Genomic DNA, 22,802 nt, shown 5'->3' with positions numbered 1-22,802 from the left:
CAAGAGAATCCTTTCTACCGAACGGGGGCGCCGGGGCCGAGCGGGATGCCGAACGCCCAGAACACGAAGAACAGCAACGTCCACACCACCAGCAGGGCGAACGAGAGCGGGACCGTCATCGAGAACAGCGTGCCGATACCCGCCGAACGCCGGTAGCGCTGCAGGAAGCCCAGCGCCATCACGAAATACGGGCTCATCGGGGTGATCGCGTTCGTGCACGAGTCCGCGATGCGGTACAGCGCCTGCGTCGTCTCCGGCGGGATGTCCAGCAACATCAGCTGATCGGCACGAACACCGGGCCGATCAGCGCCCATTGGGCGGAGCCGCTGGTGACGATCAGGTTCACCAGGGTCACCACGACGAGGATGCCCAGCATGATGACCGGTCCGGAGACGCCGGCGGATTTGAGCAGGCCGGCGCCGTTGATCGCGGTGATCTCACCGATACCGGTCCACTTGAAGTAGGCGAGGAACTGGGAGATCGCGAAGAACAGCACCAGGATCGGTGCCATCTCGCGGAATCCGTGTGCCATGAACCCCGGGATGTCACGGCTGCTGGTCACCGTCCCGGCGACCCTGCCGTAGGCCCAGCCCGCGGCCAGGAAACCGAGCGCGAGGAAGATCGAGATGGAGGTCAGCAACGGTGACTCGATGATGCTTCCGCCCTTGCCGCGCAGGGGCGACGACGAGGGCAGCACCGCCAGCACCAGAGCGACCACGAAGACCGCCAGTGCGATGAGCGCGGCGAGCAGGCCGCGTCGTTCCTGGCGGCTGAGCTGGAGCGAGCCGAGGTCGTCCTCCTCGGCGTCGTCGTCGACGGGCATCGCCTCGGCGCGCCGCGCGAGGACCTTCTCGGTCACGAGCGTGATCACGGCGGCCAGCACGACCGACGAGGCGAGCGAGAAGAAGTAGTTGGCCAGCGGCGTGACCGAATAGGCCGGGTCGATCGTCTGCGCCGCCGCCGTGGTCAGCCCGGACAGGATGGCGTCGGTCGGCGTGATCAGCGGGCTCGCGTCATAACCGGCGGAGATCGACACGAACGCCACCACGATGCCCAGGATCGGGCTGCGCCCCACCGCGCGGAAAGCCAAGGCCCCCAACGGGATCAGCACCACATAGGCGGCGTCGGACGCGACGTGGGACACCATTCCGGTGAACGCCAGCGCGAAGGTCACCCATCGCGGCGAGACCTTCGAAACACCGGACCGGAGCACGGCCGCGAGCAGACCGGACCGCTCGGCGACCGCCACGCCGAGCATCACCACGAGGATCGTGCCCAGCGGCGGGAACGACGTGTAGCTCTTGACCGCGTCGGTCACCATCATCCGCACGCCGTCGGCGGACAGCAGGTTCTTCGCCTCGACCGGTTTGCCCGTGGCCGGGTTCACCGCCGACACGTCGGCCGCGCTGAGCCCCCAGCTGGCCAGAGCCAGCACCGCGCTCAAGATGGCGAAGAGCCAGAACGGATGCGGCAGCTTGTTGCCGAGCCGCTCGACGCCGTCGAGCGCGCGCAGCAGGAGGTTCATCGGACGTGAGGTCGTTCTGGCCTGGCTGGAACTCACCGGCGCGGCTCCTTCCTGATTGGAGGCCCATTACAAACTCAAGCGAACGAATAGTGCAACCCCGAACTTGATTTCGCACGAATCAGTCATATGAACGAGCCTGACGACTGATACATTCACCTAATGATGACCGAACCCGAGCTTGACCTGATCGCGGCGCTCCAGATCGCCCCGCGCGCCTCGGTCGCCACGCTCGCCGAGGCGCTCGACGTCTCCGCCAGCACGGTGGGGCGACGGCTGGTCCGGCTGGAGGAACAGCGGATCCTCCGGGTGATCGGCCAAGTCGAGTGGACGGCGAGAGCGCGCGGGAACCCGCGGCATGTCTGGGTCACGACCGAACCGGGCGCGTCCGGATCGGCGGCGAAGGCGCTTGCGCGCTTTCCCGAGGTCCAGCTCGCGGCGGAGACGGCGGGCCGGTCGGACGTCTACCTGGCCGTGCACGTTCCGGATCGAGCCGAGGCGCGCGAGCTGCTCGCCGAGCGCATCCCCGGCGTGCCGGGCGTGGCGGGCACCCATTCGGAGCTGGTGCTGCGGGCGCTCACCAGGGCCGACTCCTGGCGTCTGCACCGGTTGAGCGACGAACAGCAGAAGATCTTGTCCCGGGAACAGGTGGTACCGGCCGCGCCGGACGGCTTCGACGCCGACGAGGTGGGCTCGGACGAGCGACGGCTCATCGCGCTCCTGGCCGGGAACGGGCGGATCACCGCGGCCGAGGCGGGCCGGAGCCTCGACCTCAGCCAGTCCACCGCGTACCGGCTGATCCAGTCGACGTTGCGGCGCGGCATCGTCCGGCCCCGCGTCGAGGTGGAACCCGCGCAGCTCGGCTACGAACTGGAGGCGGTCATCGCCCTGACCATCACCCCGGGCGCCATCCAGGCCGTGGCCGGGGAACTCGCGCGGCATCCGTCGGCACGGTACGTGTCGATCGTCGCCGGCACCGCTTCGGTCATCCACCAGGGTGTGTTCCGGAACGAGGACGAAATGGCCGACTTCCTCACCAGGGACCTCGCTCCCCTACCTGGGATCACCGCACTGCAGGTCTCCGTGGTGTTGCGCATGCTGCGCCGGTACTGGCTGTACCGGGAGGACGGGAGATTCGCCGTCATCGACGAGCCGTCGTGACCGACGGGGACGACGCCAGTGGAACCAGCAGGCGCGGCGATCCGGTGCCGTCGGCCGGCACGGACCAGATGTCACTTTCCTTGCCATCCGCACGCGGCAGGCCGTAGGCGATCGTGTCGTCGTCGAGCCAGACCACCTGGTCGTCGATGCTGCGCGCCTCCGCGAGCGGGGTCTCCCGCATCGTGGTCAGGTCCAGCACATGCTCCCGCCAGGGCCGGACATCGCCGTCGGCGACGCGTTTCTTGAACGCGAGTTTCGTGCCGTCCGGCGACAACGACGGGCATTCCGCGTTCTCCCGCAGGGTGCGTGCCTTCCATGCCTCGTTGTCACCTTCCACGAGATAGGTCCGCCCGCCGGTGGCGACCGTGGCGAAGAACGTCCGCTCGTCGGTGGCGAACGTGACGCCCCAGTAGTTGACGTCCTCGCCCCGGTGGACCGCGTCGCCGATCCGCAGCGGGATGCCCTCGATGTTGCTGGAGAGCTCGTTCCGTTCGCGATCCATGATGGCCGTCCGCGTCGAGAAGGTGCCGGGCGTCGAGTACGAGTCACCGGTGACGAACGTGGTCCAGCTTCCCATCCGGCCGCCGGGTGAGAGTTTCGCGCGGTTGGGGATGCCGGGGACGTCGATGCGCTTCACCTCGCCGAGCGCGGAATCGACGAATTTGGCGACCGCGCCCGGCAACGGGGTGGGTTCCTTCGCCAGGCACAGTCCGCCGTCCATCGCCACGTAGAACCGTTCGCACCCGAGCGAACTGATCCGCCGCGGACCGCCGGGTTCGAAGACGGGGACCGACGCGACGTTGCCGTATCCCGGCCCCGGCGCTCCGTTACGGAACAGCAGCTTCCCCGGCTCCCCCAGCGCGACCGGCCCCGAGGAGTCCACCGCGACCGCCGCGTCGGCCGTCCGCCGCTCGGGGCTGTTCGCCTTGGCCTGCACCACGTACACCACCGACGCGGCGGCGAGCGCGGCGACGCCCGCGAGCGCCACGCCGAACTTCACCGGGAGCTTCACCCCGTCCCCTTTCCCCGTCACCGGCAGGTGTACGGACCCGCTTTGTCGAGCAGTTCCCCGTTGGTGCCGATGATCTCCCAGGAATACGTCTTTCCCTTGAGTATCAGCTTCATGACCCCGTGCTTGCCCAGGATCTTCTCGACGCCTTCACGGGCCTTGTAATCGAGATAGAGGCTGTCGCCGCCGATGCCGGCGATGACCGAACGCACACCGTTGGCCTCGTCGACGTGCCCGTTGACGTCCAGCGGCTTCGTCCGCTCGTAATGGTGGTCGTGACCGGCGAACACGACGTCCGCCTTCGCCCTGGCCATCTCGTTCCACAACGGCGCGATACTCTTCGCGTCGCCGGAATTCCCCGAGTTGAAACGCGGATGGTGCCAGTATCCGGCGATACACGACTTCTTCGTTTTCGCCAGATCCTTGCGCAGCCACGCCACCTGCTCGGCGCCACCGCCGTTGTACACCGGGTCCGAATCGAGCGCGACGAAATGGAAGGCGCCGACGTCGAAGCTGTAGTACGGCTTTCCCTTCGGCGTCGCGATCTTCCCGAAGTACTGCTTGTAGCCCGCCAGTTCGTTGTTCCACTCGTGGTTGCCCGGCGTGGGTTTGGTGATCCTCTTGAATTTGCCCCAGGTCTTGTCGTAGTAGGTCCGGAACTCTTCGATGGTGCCGTCGACGTACTGGTTGTCGCCGACCGTCAGCACGTACCGGGGGTTGATCTTGCGCACCAGCTCCGCCGTCCGCTGGTGCTCGGACGGCAGCTCGGCCTTGGCGATGTCGCCGGCGAGCGCGATGACGATGCCGTCGGTCGCCGTCGGCCGGGTGGACGCCTTCACCGGCGCGGTCGACCCGGACAGGTTCCCCGCCGCGTCCCGTGCCCGCACCGCGTACTGGAAGTCGAAGCCCGACGCCAAGGACGTGTCGGTGTAGGAAGTCGTCGCGGACCGGCCGATGACGTTGCCGTTGCGCAGGACTTCGTACTCGGTGACCCCCACGTTGTCGGTCGACGCGGTCCAGCCCAGCGTGATGCTCTCGGTCGTGGACGACGCCTGCCGGAGCCCGGTCGGCACCGACGGCGGCTGGATGTCCCCGTCACCGGTCCGGACGCCGTAGACCTCCAGCTCCCACAACGAGTACCCGTACACGGTCGCCCGTGCCGTGCCGAAGATCCGGACGTGCCGGGCGGAGGTGTTCAGGTCGGTGAACTCGTCGAGGCCACCGTCGCTGCCCACCACGGTTTTCACGTCCCGCCAATTCTGGCCGTCGTCGGACGCTTGGACCTGATAGTCCTTCGCGTGGGCGGATTCCCAGAAGATCTTGATCCGGCTGATGTCCGCCGGACCGCCGAGGTCGACGGCGATCCACTGTGGATCGCCCTCCAGGCTCGCCCATCGGGTCGTCGAATCGCCGTCGACGGCGAGCGCGCCGTCGAAACCCTCGCTCTCCACGGTGGAGGTCGTGGTCCGTTTGCCGGCCGACAGCAGGGATTCCGCCGTGGCGCTGGAAGCCGTCACGGGCTGAGCGAGCAGGACGATCGCCGCGATCGCGGCGGTGCCCGGCTTCACCAATCGCTTCACCTGTACTCCTGAATGGACCTACGTCGTCGTGGAAGAACACACCGGGTCCGGTGCCGCGCACGGCACCGGACCACGGCCGTCAGCGGCAGGTGTACGGACCCGCCTTGTCGAGCACATTCCCGTTGGTGTCGTGGATTTCCCAGGAGTAGGACTTCCCGTTCAGCGTCAGCTTCATCACCCCGTGCTTGGCGAGAATCTTCTCCACCCCTTCACGTGCCCTGTAGTCCGTGTAGAGGTAGTCGCCACCGATGCCGGCGATGACCGACCGCACGCCGTTGGCCTCGTCGACGTGCCCGTTGACGTCCAGCGGCTTCGTCCGCTCGTAATGGTGGTCGTGACCGGTGATCACCATGTCCGCCTTCGCCCTGGCCATCTCGTTCCACAGCGGCGCCATCTGCTTCTTGTCCCCGGAGTTCCCCGAGTTGAAGCGCGGGTGGTGCCAATATCCGATGACGCAGGACTTCGTGTTCTTCGCCAGGTCGTTGCGCAGCCAGGTCACCTGGTCGGAACCACCGCCGGTGTAGATCGGGTTCGAGTCCATCGCGACGAAGTGGAAGTCACCGATGTCGTAGCTGTAGTACGGCAAACCCTGCGGGTACGCGATCGAACCGAAGTACTCCTTGTAGCCCCGGAGCTGGTCGTCCCATTCGTGGTTGCCCGTCGTGGGTTTGGTGATGCTCTTGAACTTGCCCCACGTCTTGTCGTAGTGCGAGCGGTATTCGGAGATGGTGCCCTTGTGGTACTGGTTGTCGCCCACGGTCAGCACGTACTTCGGGTTGATCCTGGCGACCTGGTTCGCGGTCCCCTGGTGTGTGGAGAACAGCTCCGGGTTGGCGATGTCACCCGCGAGCGCGAGGGTGATGGGGCCGGTGCCCCCGGGCTGGGTCGCCGCCCTGATCGCCGGACTCGCCGCGGAGACGTTGCCCGCCGCGTCCCGCGCCCGCACGGAGTAGCCGAACTCCACTCCGGACGCCAGGCCACTGTCGGTGTGGGTGGTCGTCGCCGTGGTCCCGACGACGTTGCCGTCGCGGAGCACCTCGTACTCGGTGACCCCGACATTATCGGTGGACGCGGTCCAGCCGAGGGTGACGCTGTCCGTCGTGGTGGCGTTCGCGGCGAGACCTGTGGGCGCCGTCGGCGCCTGCGTGTCCCCTCCGCCGACGCGGTCGCCGTAGATTTCCAGCTCCCACAACGAATAGCCGTAGGTCGTGCCGCGAGCCGTACCGTGGACGCGGATGTGACGCGCGGTCGCGTTGAGCCCGAGATGCTCGTCGATACCGCCGTCGCCGCCGACGACGGACTTGATGTCGGTCCAGGTCCTGCCGTCGGCCGAGCCCTGGATCTTGTAGGTCTTGGCGTAGGCGACTTCCCAGTTCAGTTTGACCTTGGTGACGGTCGAGGTGGCGCCGAGGTCGACGGCGATCCACTGCGGATCGACCATCTCCTCGCTCGCCCACCGGGTGGTGGTGTTGCCGTCGACGGCGTTGGCGCCGCCGAACTCGGCGCCTTCGATCGACGAGGTCGTGGTCGGTTTGCCCGCGGACAGCAGTGATTCCGCTTGCGCGGCGGTACCCGAAGCGATCAAGGTCTGCCCCAGCAGGGCCAGCGTCGCCACCGCGACACCGGCCAGGGGTGTTCTCCGTTTCATGCGAACTCCTCGACGTTGCGGAGTCGGCGAGTACCGGCGGTGGGCGGCGACTTGTCGGCCGGGTCGCTTTAGTTAAGTAAGTTTCCTAACGATCGCAGTGTAAAAGGTTCTTAAACTCACAGTCAACGGGTGAACGCGTCGTGTCCGGCATCATTTGATGGCAGGGTCGCGGCCATGGTGACGCTGGATCGGCTCGTGAACGTCCTTGGCGGATACGGGGCGCGGCTGTGGTGCTGCCCGGTGTCGCGCGAGGTGGCCTTGCGCGATGTGGTGATGTACGACGCCGCGGACCCCCGCGACCTGCGCGGAGACGTCTTCCTCGCCGTCGGGACGGACTCGATCGCGACGGCCGTCGACCTGGCCGTCGCGGCGCACGCGTCGGTCGTCCTGGTCCGCGGATCGGCGCCGGACGAGCGCGCCGAGACCGGCGACGTCGCCGTGCTCCTGGTGGACCCGGACGTGTCCTGGGGCCAGCTCGCCGGCGTCGTCTACGGGCTCGTCCTGGAAGGCCGCGAGACCGAGTCGGGCCGCGGTCCGACCGACCTGTTCGCGCTGGCCGACAGCTTGGCGGACGCGCTCGGCAGCGCGGTGACCATCGAGGACCGGCTCTCCAGGGTCCTGGCCTACTCCAGCAGGCAGCACCTGGCCGACCGGGCGCGGCTGGAGACGATCCTCGGCAGGCGCGTCCCGGAACCGGTCCGTGAACTGTTCGAACGGCGCGGTGTGTTCGCACATCTCGCGGAATCCGACGAGCCACTGTTCGTCGAAGCCGACCCCGGACACGGGCTGACCGGGCGCATGGTCGTCGCCGTTCGCGCGGGCCGGGAGCTGCTGGGCTCGATCTGGGTGGAATGCGAACGGCCGCTGACCGACGCCCGGCGAGCGGTCCTGCGGGACAGTTCGCGCACGGTCGGCCTGCACCTCCTGCGCTCCCGGGCGAGCGCCGACCTGGAGCGGCAGGTCGAATCCGACCTCGTCATCCGGCTGGTGGAGGGAACGCCGGACGCGGCCGCCGTGCTCAGCAGGCTCGGCCTGCCTCCCGGACGATTCCGCGTGATCGCGCTCCAAGCCCATATCGGGGACGAGCGCCACGCCGCGCTCCTGCTCGCGTTCGAGCGGGCGACGACCGGTTTCGGCTGGTCACGCCCGGGCCGCAGCACACTGTTCAGCAACACCGTCTACACGGTCCTGCCGGGGGACGACGTCGAGGCGGCCAGGGCGTGGGTGCGTTCGATCCGCGAGGCACTGCCCCGGCAGGTGACGATGCTGGCCGGGATCGGGGCGGGCGCGACGTCGGCGGAACTGCCTGCCAGCAGGCTGGAAGCCGACGAATGTCTCGCCTTGCACGCCGTGCGGCCGGGCACCGGACCCGCGATCGCCTACGACGAGGCATGGGACGACATCCTCGTGCAACGGCTGCGCGCCGCCGCCGCGTCCGGCAGGGCACCGGCCCGCGGCCCGATCACCGAATTGCGGCGGCACGACAGCGCCAACGCCACCAGCTACGTCGCGACGCTGCGCGCCTGGCTGGAGGCGCAGGGGGATCTCGCGGAGGCCGCCGAGCGGCTCGAAGTGCATCCCAACACGATCCGCTACCGGCTCCGGAAGATGGCGGAAGTGACCGAACTCCGCCTCGACCTGCCCTCGAAACGGCTGGCGATGATCATCGAGCTGGCCGTGTCCGAACCGGCCCCTTGACCGTTCCGGCCAAACCGGCCCGCCTGGATTGTCGGAACCGGACAATCCCCGGTGCCCGGATCCGAGCCATCCTGACCGCGACAGCACCACTCGTGCAGCGGAGGATTTCATGGGCGAGCTCGACCGGATCGACGGCGGCCCGCGTTCGGCGATCGTGATCGGAGCCGGCGTGGTCGGCCTGTCGACGGCGTGGTTCCTGCAGGAACGCGGCGTCGGAGTCACCGTGCTCGATCGCGAAGGCATCGCGGCGGGAGCGTCGTGGGGCAACGCCGGCTGGCTCTCCCCCGGGCTCGCGATCCCGCTCAACGAGCCCGGTGTCCTCCGCTACGGGCTGCGGACCCTGCTGGACCGGCAGGCCCCGCTGCACGTCCCGCCGTCTCCCGATCCGCGGCTGTGGTCGTTCCTCGCCCGCTTCGCCGCGAACTGCACCGGACGCTCGTGGACCCGCGCCGTCGAGGCGAACTCGCCGCTGAACGACGAGTGCCTGGAAGCCTTCGACGTCCTCACCGCGAACGGGGTGGACGCGCCGACCATCGAAGCGCCGATCACCGCGGCGTTCGAGACCGCGGACCAGGCCACGGGGCTGATCACCGAGCTGCGGCGCATCGGAGAGACCGGACAGGACATCTCCTGGACACGGCTCACCGCGGCCGAGCTCGCCGAACGGTTTCCGCAGGCCACGACCAGGCTCGGCGCCGCCGTCCGGATCGACGGCCAGCGCTACGTGGACCCGGGCCGGTTCGTCGAATCGCTGGCACGGGCGGTGGTCGGCCGGGGTGGCACGATCCGCCACAAGTTCGAGGTCGCGTCGCTGCGCGCGTACCGCCACGCGCTGAGCGTGCGCTCGACCACGGGCCAGACGGTGAACGCCAACGCGGTCGTGCTGGCGACCGGGGCCTGGCTGGGTGACCTGGGCCGGAAGTGGGGAGTCAAGGTCCCCGTCCGCGCCGGACGCGGCTACTCCTTCACCGTGCCGACCGACCGCCCGGTGCCGGGCCCGCTGTACCTGCCGGGCATCCGCGTGGCGTGCACGCCGTACCGGGATGGCCTCCGCGTGGCCGGGACGATGGAGTTCCGGAAGCCGGACGCGCCACTGGTTCCGGCCCGGATCGACGCGATCATCGCGTCGGCGCGGCCCTTCCTCACCGGCCTGGACTGGGAGCGGCGCACTGACGAATGGGTCGGCTCGCGCCCGGTCACCACCGACGGGCGGCACGTGATCGGCGCGACGAGCACGCCGGGGCTCTACGTCGCGGGCGGGCACGGGATGTGGGGACTGACCCACGGCCCGATCACCGGACGGCTCCTTGCCGAGCACATCACCACCGGCAAACAGCCGGAGGCCCTGCGCCCGTTCGACCCCCTTCGCCGATGACTCCGGACAACGGAAAGCCGGCCGACGAACAGTCCGAAGTGGACCGGCTCCGCGCCGAGAACGCGCTGCTGCGCGCAGAGAAGGACCTGCTGTTGAAGGCCGCGATCGGATTCGCCACCGACGCCGGCGCCTTCCAGCGGCGGTCTCGTGAACCCGAGACCCGCTGACCGAAGCGGGACTCATCGAAGTCTGTGGGGGCTGGGCCCTTTCCGCGCCCGGCCCCCACAGACGTACCCACCGAAAGGCGATCACCACCATGTCAGGCCCTTGGCTGACCCCGGAAGCGCACGCGCGCCTGGTGCGGGAGCTCGCGACGTTGCGACGCCCCGGCACCGACGATCGGTACGGCGACGAGGAATTCGCGCATATCACCCACCGGCAGGCACGGATCCGGCAGATCGAGGACATGCTGCGCGGCGCCGTCGTCGGACAGGATCCTCCCGACGACGGGATCGCCGAGCCCGGCATGGTGCTCACCGTCCGGTACGACGACGGCGACACCGAGACCTTCCTGCTCGGCATGCGGGACGAGGCAGGCCACGGCGAACTCGAGGTCTACTCCCCTGACTCTCCGCTCGGCCGCGCGGTCCACGGCGCGCGACCGGGCGACCGGCGGGAGTACCGCGTGCCCAGCGGCGGGGCTGTGCGCGTCACGCTTCTCGACGCCAAGCCATACGGGCGCCATCGGGAAACGCTTCCTGTTGAGAGGTGAGGCAAACGTGGCTTGGCCGAAAGGGGCCTTCACGATGTGAACCGCGATCAGCCGCGGCCAAAGCCAGCAGGCACCTAGGACACCGTGCCTGACCAGGGCCGAAGTCGGCCTCGCTCTGACAGGGACGCCCCAGCGCCCAGATCGCCTTGCCCCGCGAGTACCGAGCCTGCCACCATCAGGCCAGTGACTGGGCGTGGGGACTCGGTAGGGCAAGGTCGGGATGTCGTTCCGATGGCGGGGGCGGTGGCCGCCGGTGTGGGGCTGGCGCTTCAATCCCGCTTGAACGGAGAACTCGGCGCGCGCGTGGGCGACGGGATCGCGGCGACGCTGGCGTCGACCTCGGTCGGTCTGATCCTCCTGGTCGCGGTGGTTCCGCTGCTCGCAGCCGGGCGGCGTGGGCTGAGGCTGGTTCACGCGGCTGTGCGCGCCGGCGAGCTGCGGTGGTGGCATCTGACCGGCGGTGTGTGCGGAGCGTTGTTCGTGGCCGGACAGGGAATCAGTGTCGGCTCGCTCGGAGTGGCCGTCTTCACGGTGGCCGTCGTGGGCGGCTCGGCCGTCGGCGGTCTGGTCGTGGACCGGTTCTCGGGTGGCCGCCCGATCACGATGGCCCGAACTGCCGGGGCGGTGGCCTGTGTGGCAGCCGTCGCGGTGGCCGGGCTCGGTGCTTGGCATGGAGCCCTGGCGCTGGTGGCGCTGCCCGTCCTCGCCGGTGTCGCGATCGCGGTCCAGACGGCGTTGAACGGCAGGGTGGGAGCGGTCGCCGAATCGCCGTGGCCGCCCACAATGGTCAATTTCGCGGTCGCGGCCGGATCGCTCGCCATCGCACTGACAGCGCGCGTCACGTTGGGCGGGCGTCTGCCCGGGGATCTTCCGGCGGAACCGCTGCTCTACCTCGCCGGAGTGATCGGGATCGGCATCATCGCGGTGGCGACGCTCGTCGTCCGGCGCATCGGTGTACTGCTCTTCGGGCTGGCGAGCGTGGCAGGTCAGCTGGCCGGGGCGGTCCTGCTGGACGCGATCACACCAGGACCGCGGCCCTCGGCCGCCACGATCGCCGGGGTCGCGATCACCTTCCTCGCGCTGGTGCTGGCCGCTCATCCTCGCGTCCGTCGGACTCGCTGACGTTGCGAAAGCAGCTCTCGCAACGTGCCACCGCACCACAGATGTCTCTTGTGGACAGTCGAGGAGGTGGCGACCGTGGAGATTCGGGACGAGTCGTGTCCCGAATCTCCACGGGCCACTAGGACTCGTCCAGGAGGTCCTCGATCAGGATCGGACTATGCCGCACCCGGATGCCGGTGGCGTTGTGGACGGCGTTCGCGACGGCCGCCGCCATCCCGACGATGCCGATCTCGCCCAGCCCCTTCGCGCCGACCGAGTTGTGCAGCGTGTCCGGATACTCGACGAAGTGAACGTCGACCTCGGGGATGTCCGCGTTCACCGGGATCAGGTAGCTCGCCAAGTCACCGTTGGCGAACCGCCCGTTCTCCTCGATCTCCAGCCCCTCGTGCAGGGCGGCCGAAACACCCCAGATCATGCCTCCGAGGATCTGGCTGCGCGCCGCCACGGGGTTGATGATCCGGCCTGCGTCGAACACCCCGAGCATGCGGGACACCCGGATCTCCCGCGTCCACTTGTGCACGCGGACTTCGCAGAACTGCGCGCCGAACGAGCTGAACGAATGTTTCGTCAGCTCCTCGCCGGGTGCCGAGGAACCGGTCACGGCCAACGAGGGGCGGTCCAGTGCCCGCAACAGTTCCCCGAAGGACATCGTCCGGTCCCCCGCCAGCACCTGGCCGTCCGCGTAGGAGACGTCCATGCCGTCGAACGGCGCTCCCGGTGCCGACGCCAGCGCGAGCAGCTCGTCGATCGCTGTGGCCGCGGCGACCATGATGGCCGTGCCCGCGCTCGCGGTCGCCGTGGAACCACCGGACATTCCACCGGGCGGCAGGCTCGAGTCACCCAGCCGCGGCACCACCCGATCCGGCGGGATGTCCAGCGACTCCCCGCCCACCAGGGAAAGCACGGTCAGCAGGCCCGTCCCGGGGTCCGCCCCGCTGGTCGCGACGACGGCCGTGTCATCGGGCAGGAGGGTGATCCCGACCGTGGCCGGGAACCGCAGGGCGGGGAACATGGCGGTGGCCGTGCCCATGCCCACCAGCCAGTCGCCGTCCGTCCGCCCCTGGGGAGTGCGATCCGCCCAGCCGAACCTGGCCGCGCCGACGCGGAAACACTCGTCGAGATGTTTGCTCGACCACTGCAGGTCCTTGCCGGGCGGAGCGGTCGAATTGTTCCGCTGCCGCAGCTCGATCGGGTCCATGCCCAGCGCGACCGCGAGTTCGTCGATCGCGCTCTCCAGCGCGAAGGATCCCGGTGCCTCACCCGGCGCCCGCATGAAGGTGGTCGGCGGGATGTTGAGCGGCACCATCTTCTGACTGATGGCCAGGTTCCGCGTGGCGTACCACTCGCGCGAGGTGCCGTGTGACGTCGGCTCGACGAACGACCGGTCCATGGGCGTGCTGCACCACGAATCGTGCCGCAGCGCGTTCAGCGTGCCGTCGTGCTCCGCGCCGAGGGCGATCTTCTGCACTGTCGCGGCGCGGCCGGCCGTCGCGGTGAAGACCTGTTCCCGGCTGAGCACGGCCTTCACCGGCCTGCCCAGCACCCTGGCCGCCGCCGCGGCGAGGAACGCCGGGGCGGAGGTGCGGCCCTTGCCCCCGAACGCACCGCCGACGAAGGGATTCACCGCGTGCACCTCGGACCGCTTCGCGCCCAGCGCCATCGCCAGCTCCGCCGCCTGGAGGTCGGACCCCTGGTTACCGCTGTGGATCGTCAGGCCGTCGGGCCCCCACACCGCGACCGCGGAATGCGGTTCCATCGCGGCGTGATGCTGAGGCGCTGTGGTATACGTGGCCTCGACGACCACCGGGCTCTCGGCGAGCGCGTCCTCGATGGACTCGACGCCCTCGGCGAGCACGGCGAGGGCCGACGGCACACCCCGCGATTCCGGTGCGTCCTCGGCCGACGCGAGGCCATCCTGGAGGGAAGTCAGCGCAGGCCGGGTCAGGTAGGAGACCTCGACCAGCATCGCCGCGTCGCGCGCCTGCTCGTAGGTCTCGGCGACCACGAAGCCGATCGGCTGGCCGTAGTACGTGACTTCCTTGTCCTGCAACGGAACCCACGTCTCGCCCATGACCTGCGTGGTCGGAGTGCGCAGGTCCAGCGGATCGAAGGGCGTGTACACGCCGATCACGCCGGGCGCGCCCTTCGCCGCCGTGACGTCCATCGTGTCGATCTCGCCGTGAGCGATCGTGCTGAGCACGACATAGCCGTGGACCAGTCCGGGGAAGGTGTGGTCCGCCCCGTACTCGGCCCGGCCGGTGACCTTCAGCGGCCCGTCCACCCGGCTGGTCATGAGCGGCTCCCCTCGGTCAGTTCGAGTAGCGCGCGGACGATGGTCCGCCGCAGCAACGACGGCTTGAAGCCGTTCCCGGACAGCGGACGCGCACCCTCCGCGGCGAGCGCCGCGGCGTCTTCGAAGGCGGCGACCGTGGCGGGCGCACCCCGCAAGGCCTCCTCGACCGCGGGCAGCCGCCACGGCACGGTGGCCACGCCGCCGGCCGCGACCCGGGCGTCGACGACGCGCGAGTCTTCCACCCGCAACGCGACCGCCGCGGAGCACAGCGCGAACTCGTAGGACTGCCTGTCCCGCACCTTGACGTAGGTGGAGTTCGACGCCCAGTCCAGCCGCGGCACCTCGACCTCGGCGATCAGTTCCCCGGGGCGGAGGTCGTTCTCGACCTCGGGGGTGTCACCGGGCGTGCGATAGAAGGAACCCAGCTCGACGGTGCGGTTCCCGGTCTCGCCGACCAGGCGGAGCCGCGCGTCGAGGGCGACCAGTGCGACGGCGACGTCGCTGGCGTGGGTCGCCACGCACGAATCACTCGTGCCCAGCACCGCGTGCATCCGGTTGGCGCCGGCGATCGCCGGGCAGCCGCTGCCGGGGACCCGGCGGTTGCACGGCATGGCGACGTCACGGAAGTACGAGCAGCGCGTGCGCTGCATGAGGTTTCCGCCGATGCTGGCCATGTTCCGGATCTGCTGGGAGGCGCTGAGCAGCAGCGCACGCGAGATCGCCGGGTACACCCCGGGATGTCCGGCGATGTCGGCCATCCGCTCCAGCGCACCGAAGCGGAGGCCGTCGCTGGTGTCGATGCCGCGCAGCGGTATCGCGTTGATGTCCAGAACCTGTCGCGGTGTCAGGACGTCGAGTTTCATCAGGTCGACGAGTGTGGTCCCGCCCGCCAGGAACGTGCCCGGCGAGCCGACCGCGTCTTCGACGGTCTCGGGGGCGAGCAGCTCAAAGGGACGCATCGGCCCTCCTCGCCTGCTCGACCGCGGCCACGATGTTCGGGTACGCCGCGCATCGGCAGAGATTGCCGGACATGAACTCGCGGACGTCCTCGACGCCTTGCTCGACGGCGGCGACCGCCGACATGATCTGCCCGGACGTGCAGAACCCGCACTGCAGGGCGTCCTGATCGACGAACGCCTGCTGAACCGGATGCAGGCCGTCCTCTGTGGACAGTGCTTCGACCGTGGTCACCGGCTGCTTCACGGTGGCGGCCAGGGTCAAGCAGGAGAGCACCGGCCGTCCCCCGACGTGCACCGTGCAGGCGCCGCACTGCCCTCTGTCACAACCCTTCTTCGGGCCGGTGACGGCGAGCCGCTCCCGCAGCGCGTCCAGCAGGGTCACCCCGGGCTCGACACCGAGATGTTCCGTCCTGCCATTGACTTCGAGTGAGATGTCCACTGAATCTCTTTCCGCAGATCGTCCGGGCCGGGGCCCGACGGCGTAGGTTGAGGTGGTGGGGAGTCTGTTCGCGAGGTGAAACGGATATTCATCCGCTTCAATTTTCAAGCTAGCGGAATACAATCCGCTCGGCAAGGTCGATGCTCGCCCTGGAGTCGCTCCAGGTCCGACGGGTCCCTCGGCTACATTCACCGGAGAACAGGTCGGCGGACAGGAGGGACCATGACGACGGGATCGGTCAATCCCCGACGCGCGGACACCCGCCGCAACCACGAGCGCATCCTCGCCACCGCGGCGAAGTCGCTGGCCTGTTCCGGCGAAGTTTCGTTCAACGCCATAGCGAAGCAGGCCGAGGTCGGCGTCGGCACGGTGTACCGGCACTTCCCCACGCCGGAGGCTCTCATCCTGGCGGTGTACCGGCGTGAGGTGCGCCAGCTCGTCGAGATCGTGCCGAGCCTGCTCGAGAAGTACCCACCGGAGCAGGCCTTCCGGGTCTGGACGACCGACCACCTGGCGCACTACATGATGACCAAACGCGGCCTGGCCGACGCGTTGCGCGTCGCGACCGCCTCACGAGGGGAACTGCCCGCAGGGGCTTACCAGGACATGGTCGGCGCCGTTTTCACCTTGCTGCAGGCCAATGTCGAGGCCGGGACCGTCCGCGCGGATCTGGAAGCCGAGACCGTCCTGCGTGGACTGGGCGGCCTGCTGTACCTCGACCCGAAGGGCGAATGGCGGCGTGACGTCGCGAGCCTCCTCGACCTGCTGTGGCGCGGGATGGGCACCGGCCGGGCCTGACGCGCGTCACGGCCGAGGAATGTTCCGGAGATTGGCCCGGGCGAGGTCGATCATCCGGCCGACCCCGCCTTCGAGAACGACCTTGCTCGCGGCCAAGGCGAACCCGCCGAGCTGCCCGGCGGTGATATGCGGCGGGACCGACAGCGCGTTCGGGTCGGTCACGACGTCCACCAGTGCGGGCCCGTCGTGGCTCAGCGCTTCCTTGAGGGCCGCGCGCAGCCGGGTCGGATCGGTCACCCGCTCGGCACGCAGGCCCGCACCGTTGGCGATCGCGGCGAAGTCGACCGGACGGTGATCGGTCTGGTAGTCGGGAAGGCCGTCCACCAGCATCTCCAGCTTCACCATGCCCAGCGAGGAGTTGTTGAACGTCACGATCTTGACCGGAAGGTCGTGCAGGGCCACGGTGAGCAGCTCGCCGAGCAGCATGCCCAGCCCACCGTCACCGGACATCGACACGACCTGACGACCCGGATAGGCGAACTGCGCGCCGATGGCGTGCGGCAGGGCGTTGGCCATCGTGCCGTGCAGGAACGACCCGATGACCCGGCGGCGCCCGTTGGGAGTGAGATACCTGGCCGCCCAGACATTGCACATGCCGGTGTCGACGGTGAAGATCGCGTCGTCCGCGGCGAGCTCGTCGAGGAGATCCGCGGCGAACTCCGGGTGGATGGGCACGTGCCGCTCGACGTTGCGGGTGTAGGCGTCGACGACCTGCTCCAGCGTTTTGCAGTGATCACGCAGCATGCGGTCCAGGAACGTCCGGTCGGTCTTGCGCCGCAGGAGCGGCTGCACGGCTCGCAGGGTCTCCCGTACGTCGCCGTGCACCGCCAGTTCCAGTGGGGTGCGCCTGCCGAGGCGGGTCGCGTCGTGGTCGATCTGCACGGTCCTTGCCTGAGGAAGGAAGGTGTCGTAAGGGAAATCGGTGCCCAGCAGGACCAGCAGGTCCGCGTCGTGCATGGCCCGGTAGCAGGCGCCGTAGCCGAGCAGCCCGCTCATCCCGACGTCGTAGGGATTGTCGTACTGGATCCATTCCTTGCCACGCAGGCTGTGCCCGACCGGTGCCTGCACGGTCCCGGCCAGCTCCATCACCTCCGCGTGTGCGCCACGCACTCCGGCGCCGGCGAACAAGGTGACGGTCTCGGCATCGTTGATCAGCTCGGCGAGCCGTGCCACCTGGGGTTCCGGTGGCACGACCGTCCCGTGCTCGGTGACCGGCGCCCCGGTCCCCGTCGGCGCGACGGCGTCGAGGTGCGCGACGTCGCCGGGCAGCACCAGCACTGAAACCTCGCCGCGGGACAACGCGTGCTGCATGGCGATCCGCAGCACCCTGGGCATCTGACTGGGCCTGCTGATCTGTTCGCAATAGCCACTGCAGTCGACGAACAGCCGCTCGGGATGGGTCTCCTGGAAGAACCCGGTCCCGATCTGGCCGGACGGGATATGCGAGGCGAGCGCGAGGACCGGGGCTCCGGTGCGGTGCGCGTCGTAAAGCCCTTGCACCAGATGGGTATTGCCGGGGCCGCAGCTACCCGCGCACACCGCGAGCCGCCCGGTCAGCTGAGCCTCGGCGGCCGCCGCGAAGGCACCCGCCTCCTCGTTGCGGACATGGACCCACTCGATGCCCGGGGTGCGGCGGATGGCGTCGACGACGGGGTTGAGGCTGTCCCCGACCACGCCGTAGATCCGTTCCACCCCGGCCTGCACCAGGACTTGGACGAACTGCTCGGCGACGTTGGGCTTGGCCATCAGGACCCCTTCGATGTTTCGGCGGGCGGACCCCCTCATGATCCACGTCCGGGCCCCGCCTCGCAGGTCCTATTGAGCGGTAAGGCAAACAGGGCCTGGTCGAGGCCTCGTGTATCCAATCTGGTCTGTGAAGGCCTCCTTGAGGGACCCGGAGTCCCTCAAGGAGGCCTTCACAGACTTCGAGCGGGCAGAGGACGTTCTAGGCGAGCTCGGCCGAGGAACCGACGACGACCGCGTAGAGATCACCGATCGTGGCGAGCGCCGCACGGTGCTGGTCCGCGGCGGTCACCGGACCGGCGACGGAAGGAAGCGCCCGTGTGGCACAAGCCGCGGCCACCACGGTCGGGGTGTTGCCGCGCAGGAACGCGCCTTCCGCGGTGAACGTGACGCACATATGGGTCATGAACCCGGCCACCACGACGTCCTTCTGCCCGGCGGCATCGACCAGCTCCCCCAGCCGGGTCCCGGCGAACGAGTTCGGCGCGGTCTTCACCACGACCTCCTCGCCAGGGCCGGGGGCGACACGCTCGTGGATCCGGCCGAGGTCCTGCCGGAGGTCGTACGGGCTGCCCTCGCCGCCGTCGTGCATGACGTGGATGACCGTCGCGCCCTCGGCGCGAGCACGCGCCAGCAGGGTGGCCGCTTCGCCGAGCGCCGCCTCCCAGCCGTCGAGTTCCATCACGCCGCGTGTGTAGGTGTTCTGGTAGTCGACGAGGATCACGGTCGCGTCCGAGAGGGTCGCGGGGGTCGTCGGCAAGGTGCTGATTTCGCGCAGCGTGGTGCTGGTCATCGTGTGTTCCTTCGCTTTCCGGTCGGTACGGCTACCATCGTCGCTGACCCGATCCGATATCGAGATATGGATTCGGGTCAGTTGTGGTCGGGATCGGCCGACATCCGCGGGAAGGGAACGATGAGCGCTCCGAGTGTGGCCGTCCTGGCGTTCGAGGGGATCAGCCCGTTCCATCTCGCCGTGCCGTCCTTGGTGTGGGGACCCGAATCCCCGGCGGGCGACATGGAGCCGTGGCCGATCACGGTCGCCGCCGTCGAACCGGGCAGGCTCACCACGAGCGCCGGCTACGCGATCGACGTTCCCGCCGGCCTCGGCACGCTCGCGGAGGCCGACGTCGTCGTCGTGCCGTGGTGGTCCGACCCGGAATCCTCGACGCCCTCAACCGTGGCCGCCGCGCTGCGAGCCGCGCACGAACGCGGAGCACTCGTCGTCGGGCTCTGCCTGGGAGTTTTCGCCCTCGCGGACTCCGGCATCCTCGACGGGCGCACCGCGACCACCCACTGGAAATGGATCGAAACCTTCCGGCGGCGCTTCCCCGAGGTGGAACTGCGCCCCGAAGAGCTGTACGTCGACGAAGGCGACATCGTGACCGGAGCGGGCGCGACCGCCGGGATCGACACCTGCCTCCACCTGCTCGCCCGCACGGCCGGGCAGGTCGTCGCCAACCGCGTCGCCCGCCGGATCGTCGCCGCGCCGCACCGTCCCGGCGGCCAGGCCCAGTTCATCGAGCTTCCCGTACCCGCCGCGGACGAGGATCCACTCACCACCGTGATGAACTGGGCGCTGTCCCGCCTGGCCGCACGGCACAGCATCGACGACCTCGCCGCCCGGGCACATATGAGCCGGAGTACCTTCACCCGCTCGTTCCGCGCCCGCACGGGGACCACCGTCCACGGCTGGCTTGTCTCACAACGTCTCGCGCGGGCACGCCAGCTTCTCGAGACGACCGCGCTCGGCATCGACGTGGTCGCCGCACAGTCCGGGTTCGGCACATCTGCCCGTCTTCGCGAGCACTTCGCCACCGCTCTGGGAACGACACCGACGCGCTACCGGACCGAGTTCACCGCCACGGGATCGGCACGCGGACCTAGGTAGGCGAGAGAAATCCTTTTCTCGCCGTTCGACGGAAAGTGGAATCCTTATTTCCGCAAACCGGCGGGACCGAGTGCGCGCCCGGAAAGCGCCGTGGCCTACGCTCACCTTTTCGCGTCGGTGAATAGCTCACCCCGGAGGGTGAGCTCAATCGAGTGCATTGCCCGGCGGAACTGGATCGAAGAAGCCGTTCCGGGGCAAGATGACCGGGCACGAAGACCGGCACGACGGAGGACCATGTGGAGCTGTGCGGAACCCCCATCTTCGACTCTCTGGTCGAGGAGACGAGGAGGACGGCCGCCGGAAATGGCACGCACCCCCGCGAGGACAATTCAGAATCGAGCGAGCAGCGGCCGGACGACGGCAAGGAAAACAACTGAAGATCAGCTGACGCAATGAACGAAATGGACCGTTTCCGGTTTTCAGTCTTTTTCGGATGAACGGGCGTCACCGGGAATTCCGGCGGAATTCTGCAGATCGTCGAGCAATCCCAGCTGGCCGGCTATGACCCCGGTCAGGATCCCGCGAGCGACGGCGAGCAGTTCGGCGACCGACGGACTGGTCAGGGAGTAGGAGACGGTCGTCCCTTCCTTGCGCGGCACCACCAGGTTGGCGCGCCGCAGGACGGCGAGCTGCTGAGACAGGTTGGCGGGCTCGATACCGAGGTCGGCGAGCATCTCCGAGACGTGATGCTCCCGCTCGCTGAGGAGTTCGAGCACGCGGATCCGGACGGGATGCCCCAGCGTCTTGAAGAACTCCGCCGTCGCCTGATACAGGGGGCTGTTCATCGGCATCCCTTCCCGCAGGTCCAGCCGTCCGCACAACCCCGATCGTGCCCGATTTCCGGAGCCGCCGAACCTCACCTCGCGCCGTTCGGGCGCGAGCACACCCGATCAGGGCACAAAAACGCGTTACTCGAGCATCGACACCCGCCCATGAATTGCATATTTATGCAAGTTTGCATATCAGAGAAGGTGAGAACACCTGTGAGTCACGGCATGCGGGATTCCGCGAGCCTCTTGTCGGTCCCCCGGCCCGCCACGAGGTGCGGACGGTGACCACACGTCACTCCATCCCCACCGCCGCCACCCGGGCTCACCTTGCCCTCGCCGCGCATGCGGCGGAGCTGGCCGATCTCGCCGCGAACGCCGCACGGGTGGACGCCGCGGCAGAGCAGGACCCGTGCTCGACGCGGGATCATTCCGGCCTGATCGGGATGGCACAGCAGATCCTCGAGGCGGCGGTGGTCGCCGCCAAGCTCGACGGGAAGACCTGGCAGGAGATCGCGTACAGGCTCGACGGAGCGACACCGCGGTCCGTACGCACCCGGTACTGGCCCTCGGTCGCGCGGTTCCGCGCGGATCCCGTTCCGTCGCAGGGCGCGCGCCGCGAGGGTGTGCCGGAGCACACTGAGCAAACGGCCTTCCGCCTACGCAGGCTGCCGGCCCCGGAGCAGCGACCAGACGCCGCCGAGCCCGTGCCGGAACCGGCCCGTTCGCCGACCGGACACCTCGCCCTGGTCGCGATCCCGGCCGAACAGGGCGAAGACGAAGCGGCGCGGGAGCCGACAGCCGCGGACGCGCGGCTGAAGATCGCGGAAAGGCTGGTCGCCGCCTACGAGCGGATCGCGACCAACGACCGGCAGCCCCCGCAATGGATCCTCGACGGACTGGCCCATGCCCGCCGCACGGCCGCGGAACTCCGTGCTCACGCGAGCGCGCCGCCTGAATGACTCTCGACGGGAAGCTACACCGAGGTCGCGAGTCCGGCTTCGCGGTCGAAGTCGCGCTCGTCCTCGGTCTGCGTCCGCGCCACCATCTTCGCGACCAGGTCGAAGATCGGCGTGGCTTCCTGCGGGAAGGTCACGCTCTGCTGGTTCGCGCTCTCGGCGATCATGAACCGCTACTCCTCACGGGTGATGACTACAGCGACCGTTCACTCTAACGGTCGCGCCGCGATGACGGGCCGTATTCGGAGTTTTCGGTCGAACGTCACTGAAGCCACCGGATGCGGCATCGTGGTGCCGGACGAGCTCAGGAGTCCTTCGTGTACACACGATCGCCGGACATCTCGTGCTCGCGCCTGGTGAGCACCAGTGGGGCGCCCTCGGTGATGGCCACCGTGTGCTCGGAATGGGCCGCGCGTGAACCGTCGGCCGAGCGGATGGTCCAGCCGTCGTCGTCGAAGACGATCCGGTCGGTCGTGCGGGCGAACCAGGGTTCGAGAGCGACGGTGAGCCCCGGCTGGAGCTTCAGGCCGCGCCCTGCCTTGCCCTTGTTGGGAATGTGGAGTTCCTCGTGCATGGTGCGGCCGATACCGTGGCCGCCGAACTCAGTGTTCACCGGATAGCCGTGAGCACGGGCCACCGCCCAGATGGCCGCGGAGATGTCGCCGAGACGGTTGCCTGGCCGAGCGGCGTCGATCGCGGCCTCCAGTGCCTCCTCGGTGGCGCGGACGATCCGCAGGTCCTCCTCGGCGGGCGTCCCGACGATGACCGTCCGCGCCGAATCGGCCGCCCAGCCGTCGATCTTGACCGCGAGGTCCGCGGTGAGCACGTCTCCGTCGCACAGCGTGTAGTCGTGGGGCAGGCCGTGCAGGACGGCGTCGTTGACCGCCAGGCAGATGACGTTGCGGAACGGGCCTTTGCCGAAGGACGGCGCGTAGTCCCAGTAGCAAGACTCCGCACCACGCCGTTCGATCATGCCGCGGACGTGGTGTTCCAGGTCCATCAGGTTGACGCCAACGCCCGCGAGGTCGCCGACCTCGGTGAGCACTTCGGCGACGAAACGCCCGGTCACGTGCATACGCTCGATCTCGGCGGGCGTCTTCAGTTCGATCATCGGATCCTCGTGTCACAG

Annotated in this window: 20 protein-coding genes and 1 pseudogene; 9 read left to right on the top strand and 12 right to left on the bottom strand. The window is 68.9% G+C overall.

The annotated features are described in order from the left end of the window. Positions 1-14 precede the first annotated feature (14 nt). A pseudogene (locus ACZ3HL_RS24145) lies at positions 15-1,525 on the bottom strand (AbgT family transporter). A gap of 159 nt (positions 1,526-1,684) precedes the next feature. Between ACZ3HL_RS24145 and ACZ3HL_RS24140 the strand changes: the two are divergent. Beyond that, a complete protein-coding gene (locus ACZ3HL_RS24140; protein ID WP_465533847.1) occupies positions 1,685-2,683 on the top strand; it encodes an Lrp/AsnC family transcriptional regulator in 999 nt (332 codons plus the stop codon). Here the strand turns inward: ACZ3HL_RS24140 and ACZ3HL_RS24135 are convergent. The 3 genes from ACZ3HL_RS24135 to ACZ3HL_RS24125 form a co-directional block, all read right to left on the bottom strand. Then, positions 2,664-3,695, bottom strand: coding sequence for a TolB-like translocation protein (locus ACZ3HL_RS24135; RefSeq protein WP_465533845.1), 1,032 nt, complete (start codon positions 3,693-3,695; stop codon positions 2,664-2,666). The two genes, ACZ3HL_RS24140 and ACZ3HL_RS24135, sit on opposite strands and share 20 nt — an antisense overlap. 17 nt (positions 3,696-3,712) lie before the next feature. After that, a complete protein-coding gene (locus ACZ3HL_RS24130) occupies positions 3,713-5,272 on the bottom strand; it encodes a discoidin domain-containing protein (RefSeq protein ID WP_465533843.1) in 1,560 nt (519 codons plus the stop codon). 79 nt (positions 5,273-5,351) lie between these two features. After that, complete coding sequence (locus ACZ3HL_RS24125; protein ID WP_465533841.1) at positions 5,352-6,920, bottom strand: discoidin domain-containing protein; 1,569 nt, start codon at positions 6,918-6,920, stop codon at positions 5,352-5,354. A 174-nt stretch (positions 6,921-7,094) separates the two neighbouring features. Between ACZ3HL_RS24125 and ACZ3HL_RS24120 the strand changes: the two genes are divergently transcribed. The 5 genes from ACZ3HL_RS24120 (at position 7,095) to ACZ3HL_RS24100 (ending at position 11,827) form a co-directional block, all read left to right on the top strand. Beyond that, complete coding sequence (locus ACZ3HL_RS24120; RefSeq protein WP_465411291.1) at positions 7,095-8,618, top strand: PucR family transcriptional regulator; 1,524 nt, start codon at positions 7,095-7,097, stop codon at positions 8,616-8,618. A 109-nt stretch (positions 8,619-8,727) separates the two neighbouring features. Next, entirely contained in the window at positions 8,728-9,993 is a 1,266-nt protein-coding gene (locus ACZ3HL_RS24115) for an NAD(P)/FAD-dependent oxidoreductase (RefSeq protein ID WP_465533839.1), read from the top strand. After that, a complete protein-coding gene (locus ACZ3HL_RS24110) occupies positions 9,990-10,160 on the top strand; it encodes a transposase (protein ID WP_465411293.1) in 171 nt (56 codons plus the stop codon). Before ACZ3HL_RS24115 ends, ACZ3HL_RS24110 begins: the two co-directional genes overlap by 4 nt. Before the next feature lie 89 nt (positions 10,161-10,249). After that, on the top strand, positions 10,250-10,705 hold the full coding sequence (locus tag ACZ3HL_RS24105; RefSeq protein ID WP_465533837.1) for a GreA/GreB family elongation factor: 456 nt from the start codon (positions 10,250-10,252) through the stop codon (positions 10,703-10,705). A 231-nt stretch (positions 10,706-10,936) separates the two neighbouring features. Further along, on the top strand, positions 10,937-11,827 hold the full coding sequence (locus ACZ3HL_RS24100) for a DMT family transporter (protein WP_465533835.1): 891 nt from the start codon (positions 10,937-10,939) through the stop codon (positions 11,825-11,827). A 118-nt stretch (positions 11,828-11,945) separates the two neighbouring features. Here ACZ3HL_RS24100 and ACZ3HL_RS24095 read toward each other — a convergent pair whose 3' ends face one another. The 3 genes from ACZ3HL_RS24095 to ACZ3HL_RS24085 are packed head-to-tail and all read right to left on the bottom strand — an operon-like array spanning position 11,946 to position 15,518. Further along, positions 11,946-14,120 (bottom strand): xanthine dehydrogenase family protein molybdopterin-binding subunit, encoded by a 2,175-nt coding sequence (locus ACZ3HL_RS24095; RefSeq protein ID WP_465533833.1) that lies wholly within the window; start codon positions 14,118-14,120, stop codon positions 11,946-11,948. Next, positions 14,117-15,079: an FAD binding domain-containing protein gene (locus tag ACZ3HL_RS24090; protein WP_465533831.1), complete on the bottom strand. Its 963-nt coding sequence runs from the start codon at positions 15,077-15,079 to the stop codon at positions 14,117-14,119. The genes ACZ3HL_RS24095 and ACZ3HL_RS24090 overlap by 4 nt, the downstream gene beginning before the upstream one ends. Beyond that, entirely contained in the window at positions 15,066-15,518 is a 453-nt protein-coding gene (locus ACZ3HL_RS24085; protein ID WP_465533829.1) for a (2Fe-2S)-binding protein, read from the bottom strand. Before ACZ3HL_RS24085 ends, ACZ3HL_RS24090 begins: the two co-directional genes overlap by 14 nt. A gap of 222 nt (positions 15,519-15,740) precedes the next feature. On the opposite strand from ACZ3HL_RS24085, the gene ACZ3HL_RS24080 reads away from it, so the two are divergent. Further along, positions 15,741-16,316, top strand: coding sequence for a TetR/AcrR family transcriptional regulator (locus ACZ3HL_RS24080; protein WP_465411297.1), 576 nt, complete (start codon positions 15,741-15,743; stop codon positions 16,314-16,316). A 6-nt stretch (positions 16,317-16,322) separates the two neighbouring features. Here ACZ3HL_RS24080 and ACZ3HL_RS24075 read toward each other — a convergent pair whose 3' ends face one another. Both ACZ3HL_RS24075 and ACZ3HL_RS24070 read right to left on the bottom strand, forming a co-directional pair. Beyond that, a complete protein-coding gene (locus ACZ3HL_RS24075; RefSeq protein ID WP_465533827.1) occupies positions 16,323-18,062 on the bottom strand; it encodes a pyruvate dehydrogenase in 1,740 nt (579 codons plus the stop codon). Between the two features lie 199 nt (positions 18,063-18,261). Beyond that, positions 18,262-18,852 (bottom strand): isochorismatase family protein, encoded by a 591-nt coding sequence (locus ACZ3HL_RS24070; protein ID WP_465533825.1) that lies wholly within the window; start codon positions 18,850-18,852, stop codon positions 18,262-18,264. A gap of 120 nt (positions 18,853-18,972) precedes the next feature. Here ACZ3HL_RS24070 and ACZ3HL_RS24065 point away from each other — a divergent pair, with 120 nt between their 5' ends. Next, positions 18,973-19,947 carry a helix-turn-helix domain-containing protein gene (locus tag ACZ3HL_RS24065; RefSeq protein WP_465533823.1) on the top strand — a complete coding sequence of 325 codons (975 nt, stop codon included), beginning with the start codon at positions 18,973-18,975 and terminating at the stop codon, positions 19,945-19,947. 419 nt (positions 19,948-20,366) lie between these two features. On the opposite strand, the gene ACZ3HL_RS24060 is transcribed toward ACZ3HL_RS24065, so the two are convergent. Continuing rightward, on the bottom strand, positions 20,367-20,732 hold the full coding sequence (locus ACZ3HL_RS24060) for an ArsR/SmtB family transcription factor (protein WP_465411305.1): 366 nt from the start codon (positions 20,730-20,732) through the stop codon (positions 20,367-20,369). A 266-nt stretch (positions 20,733-20,998) separates the two neighbouring features. On the opposite strand from ACZ3HL_RS24060, the gene ACZ3HL_RS24055 reads away from it, so the two are divergent. Further along, positions 20,999-21,676: a hypothetical protein gene (locus ACZ3HL_RS24055; protein WP_465533821.1), complete on the top strand. Its 678-nt coding sequence runs from the start codon at positions 20,999-21,001 to the stop codon at positions 21,674-21,676. 14 nt (positions 21,677-21,690) lie between these two features. On the opposite strand, the gene ACZ3HL_RS24050 is transcribed toward ACZ3HL_RS24055, so the two are convergent. Together ACZ3HL_RS24050 and map are read right to left on the bottom strand one after the other, a co-directional pair. After that, positions 21,691-21,840, bottom strand: coding sequence for a hypothetical protein (locus ACZ3HL_RS24050; RefSeq protein WP_465411307.1), 150 nt, complete (start codon positions 21,838-21,840; stop codon positions 21,691-21,693). Between the two features lie 137 nt (positions 21,841-21,977). Continuing rightward, the gene (map, locus tag ACZ3HL_RS24045; RefSeq protein ID WP_465533819.1) at positions 21,978-22,784 is read right to left on the bottom strand and encodes a type I methionyl aminopeptidase; all 807 of its coding nucleotides are present in this window, start codon (positions 22,782-22,784) and stop codon (positions 21,978-21,980) included. Between the last annotated feature and the right edge of the window lie 18 nt (positions 22,785-22,802).

The organism is Amycolatopsis sp. NPDC000009 (assembly GCF_055563465.1).
The sequence above is the reverse complement of the archived record's forward strand: the minus strand, read 5'-3'. Positions and strand labels throughout refer to the sequence as shown.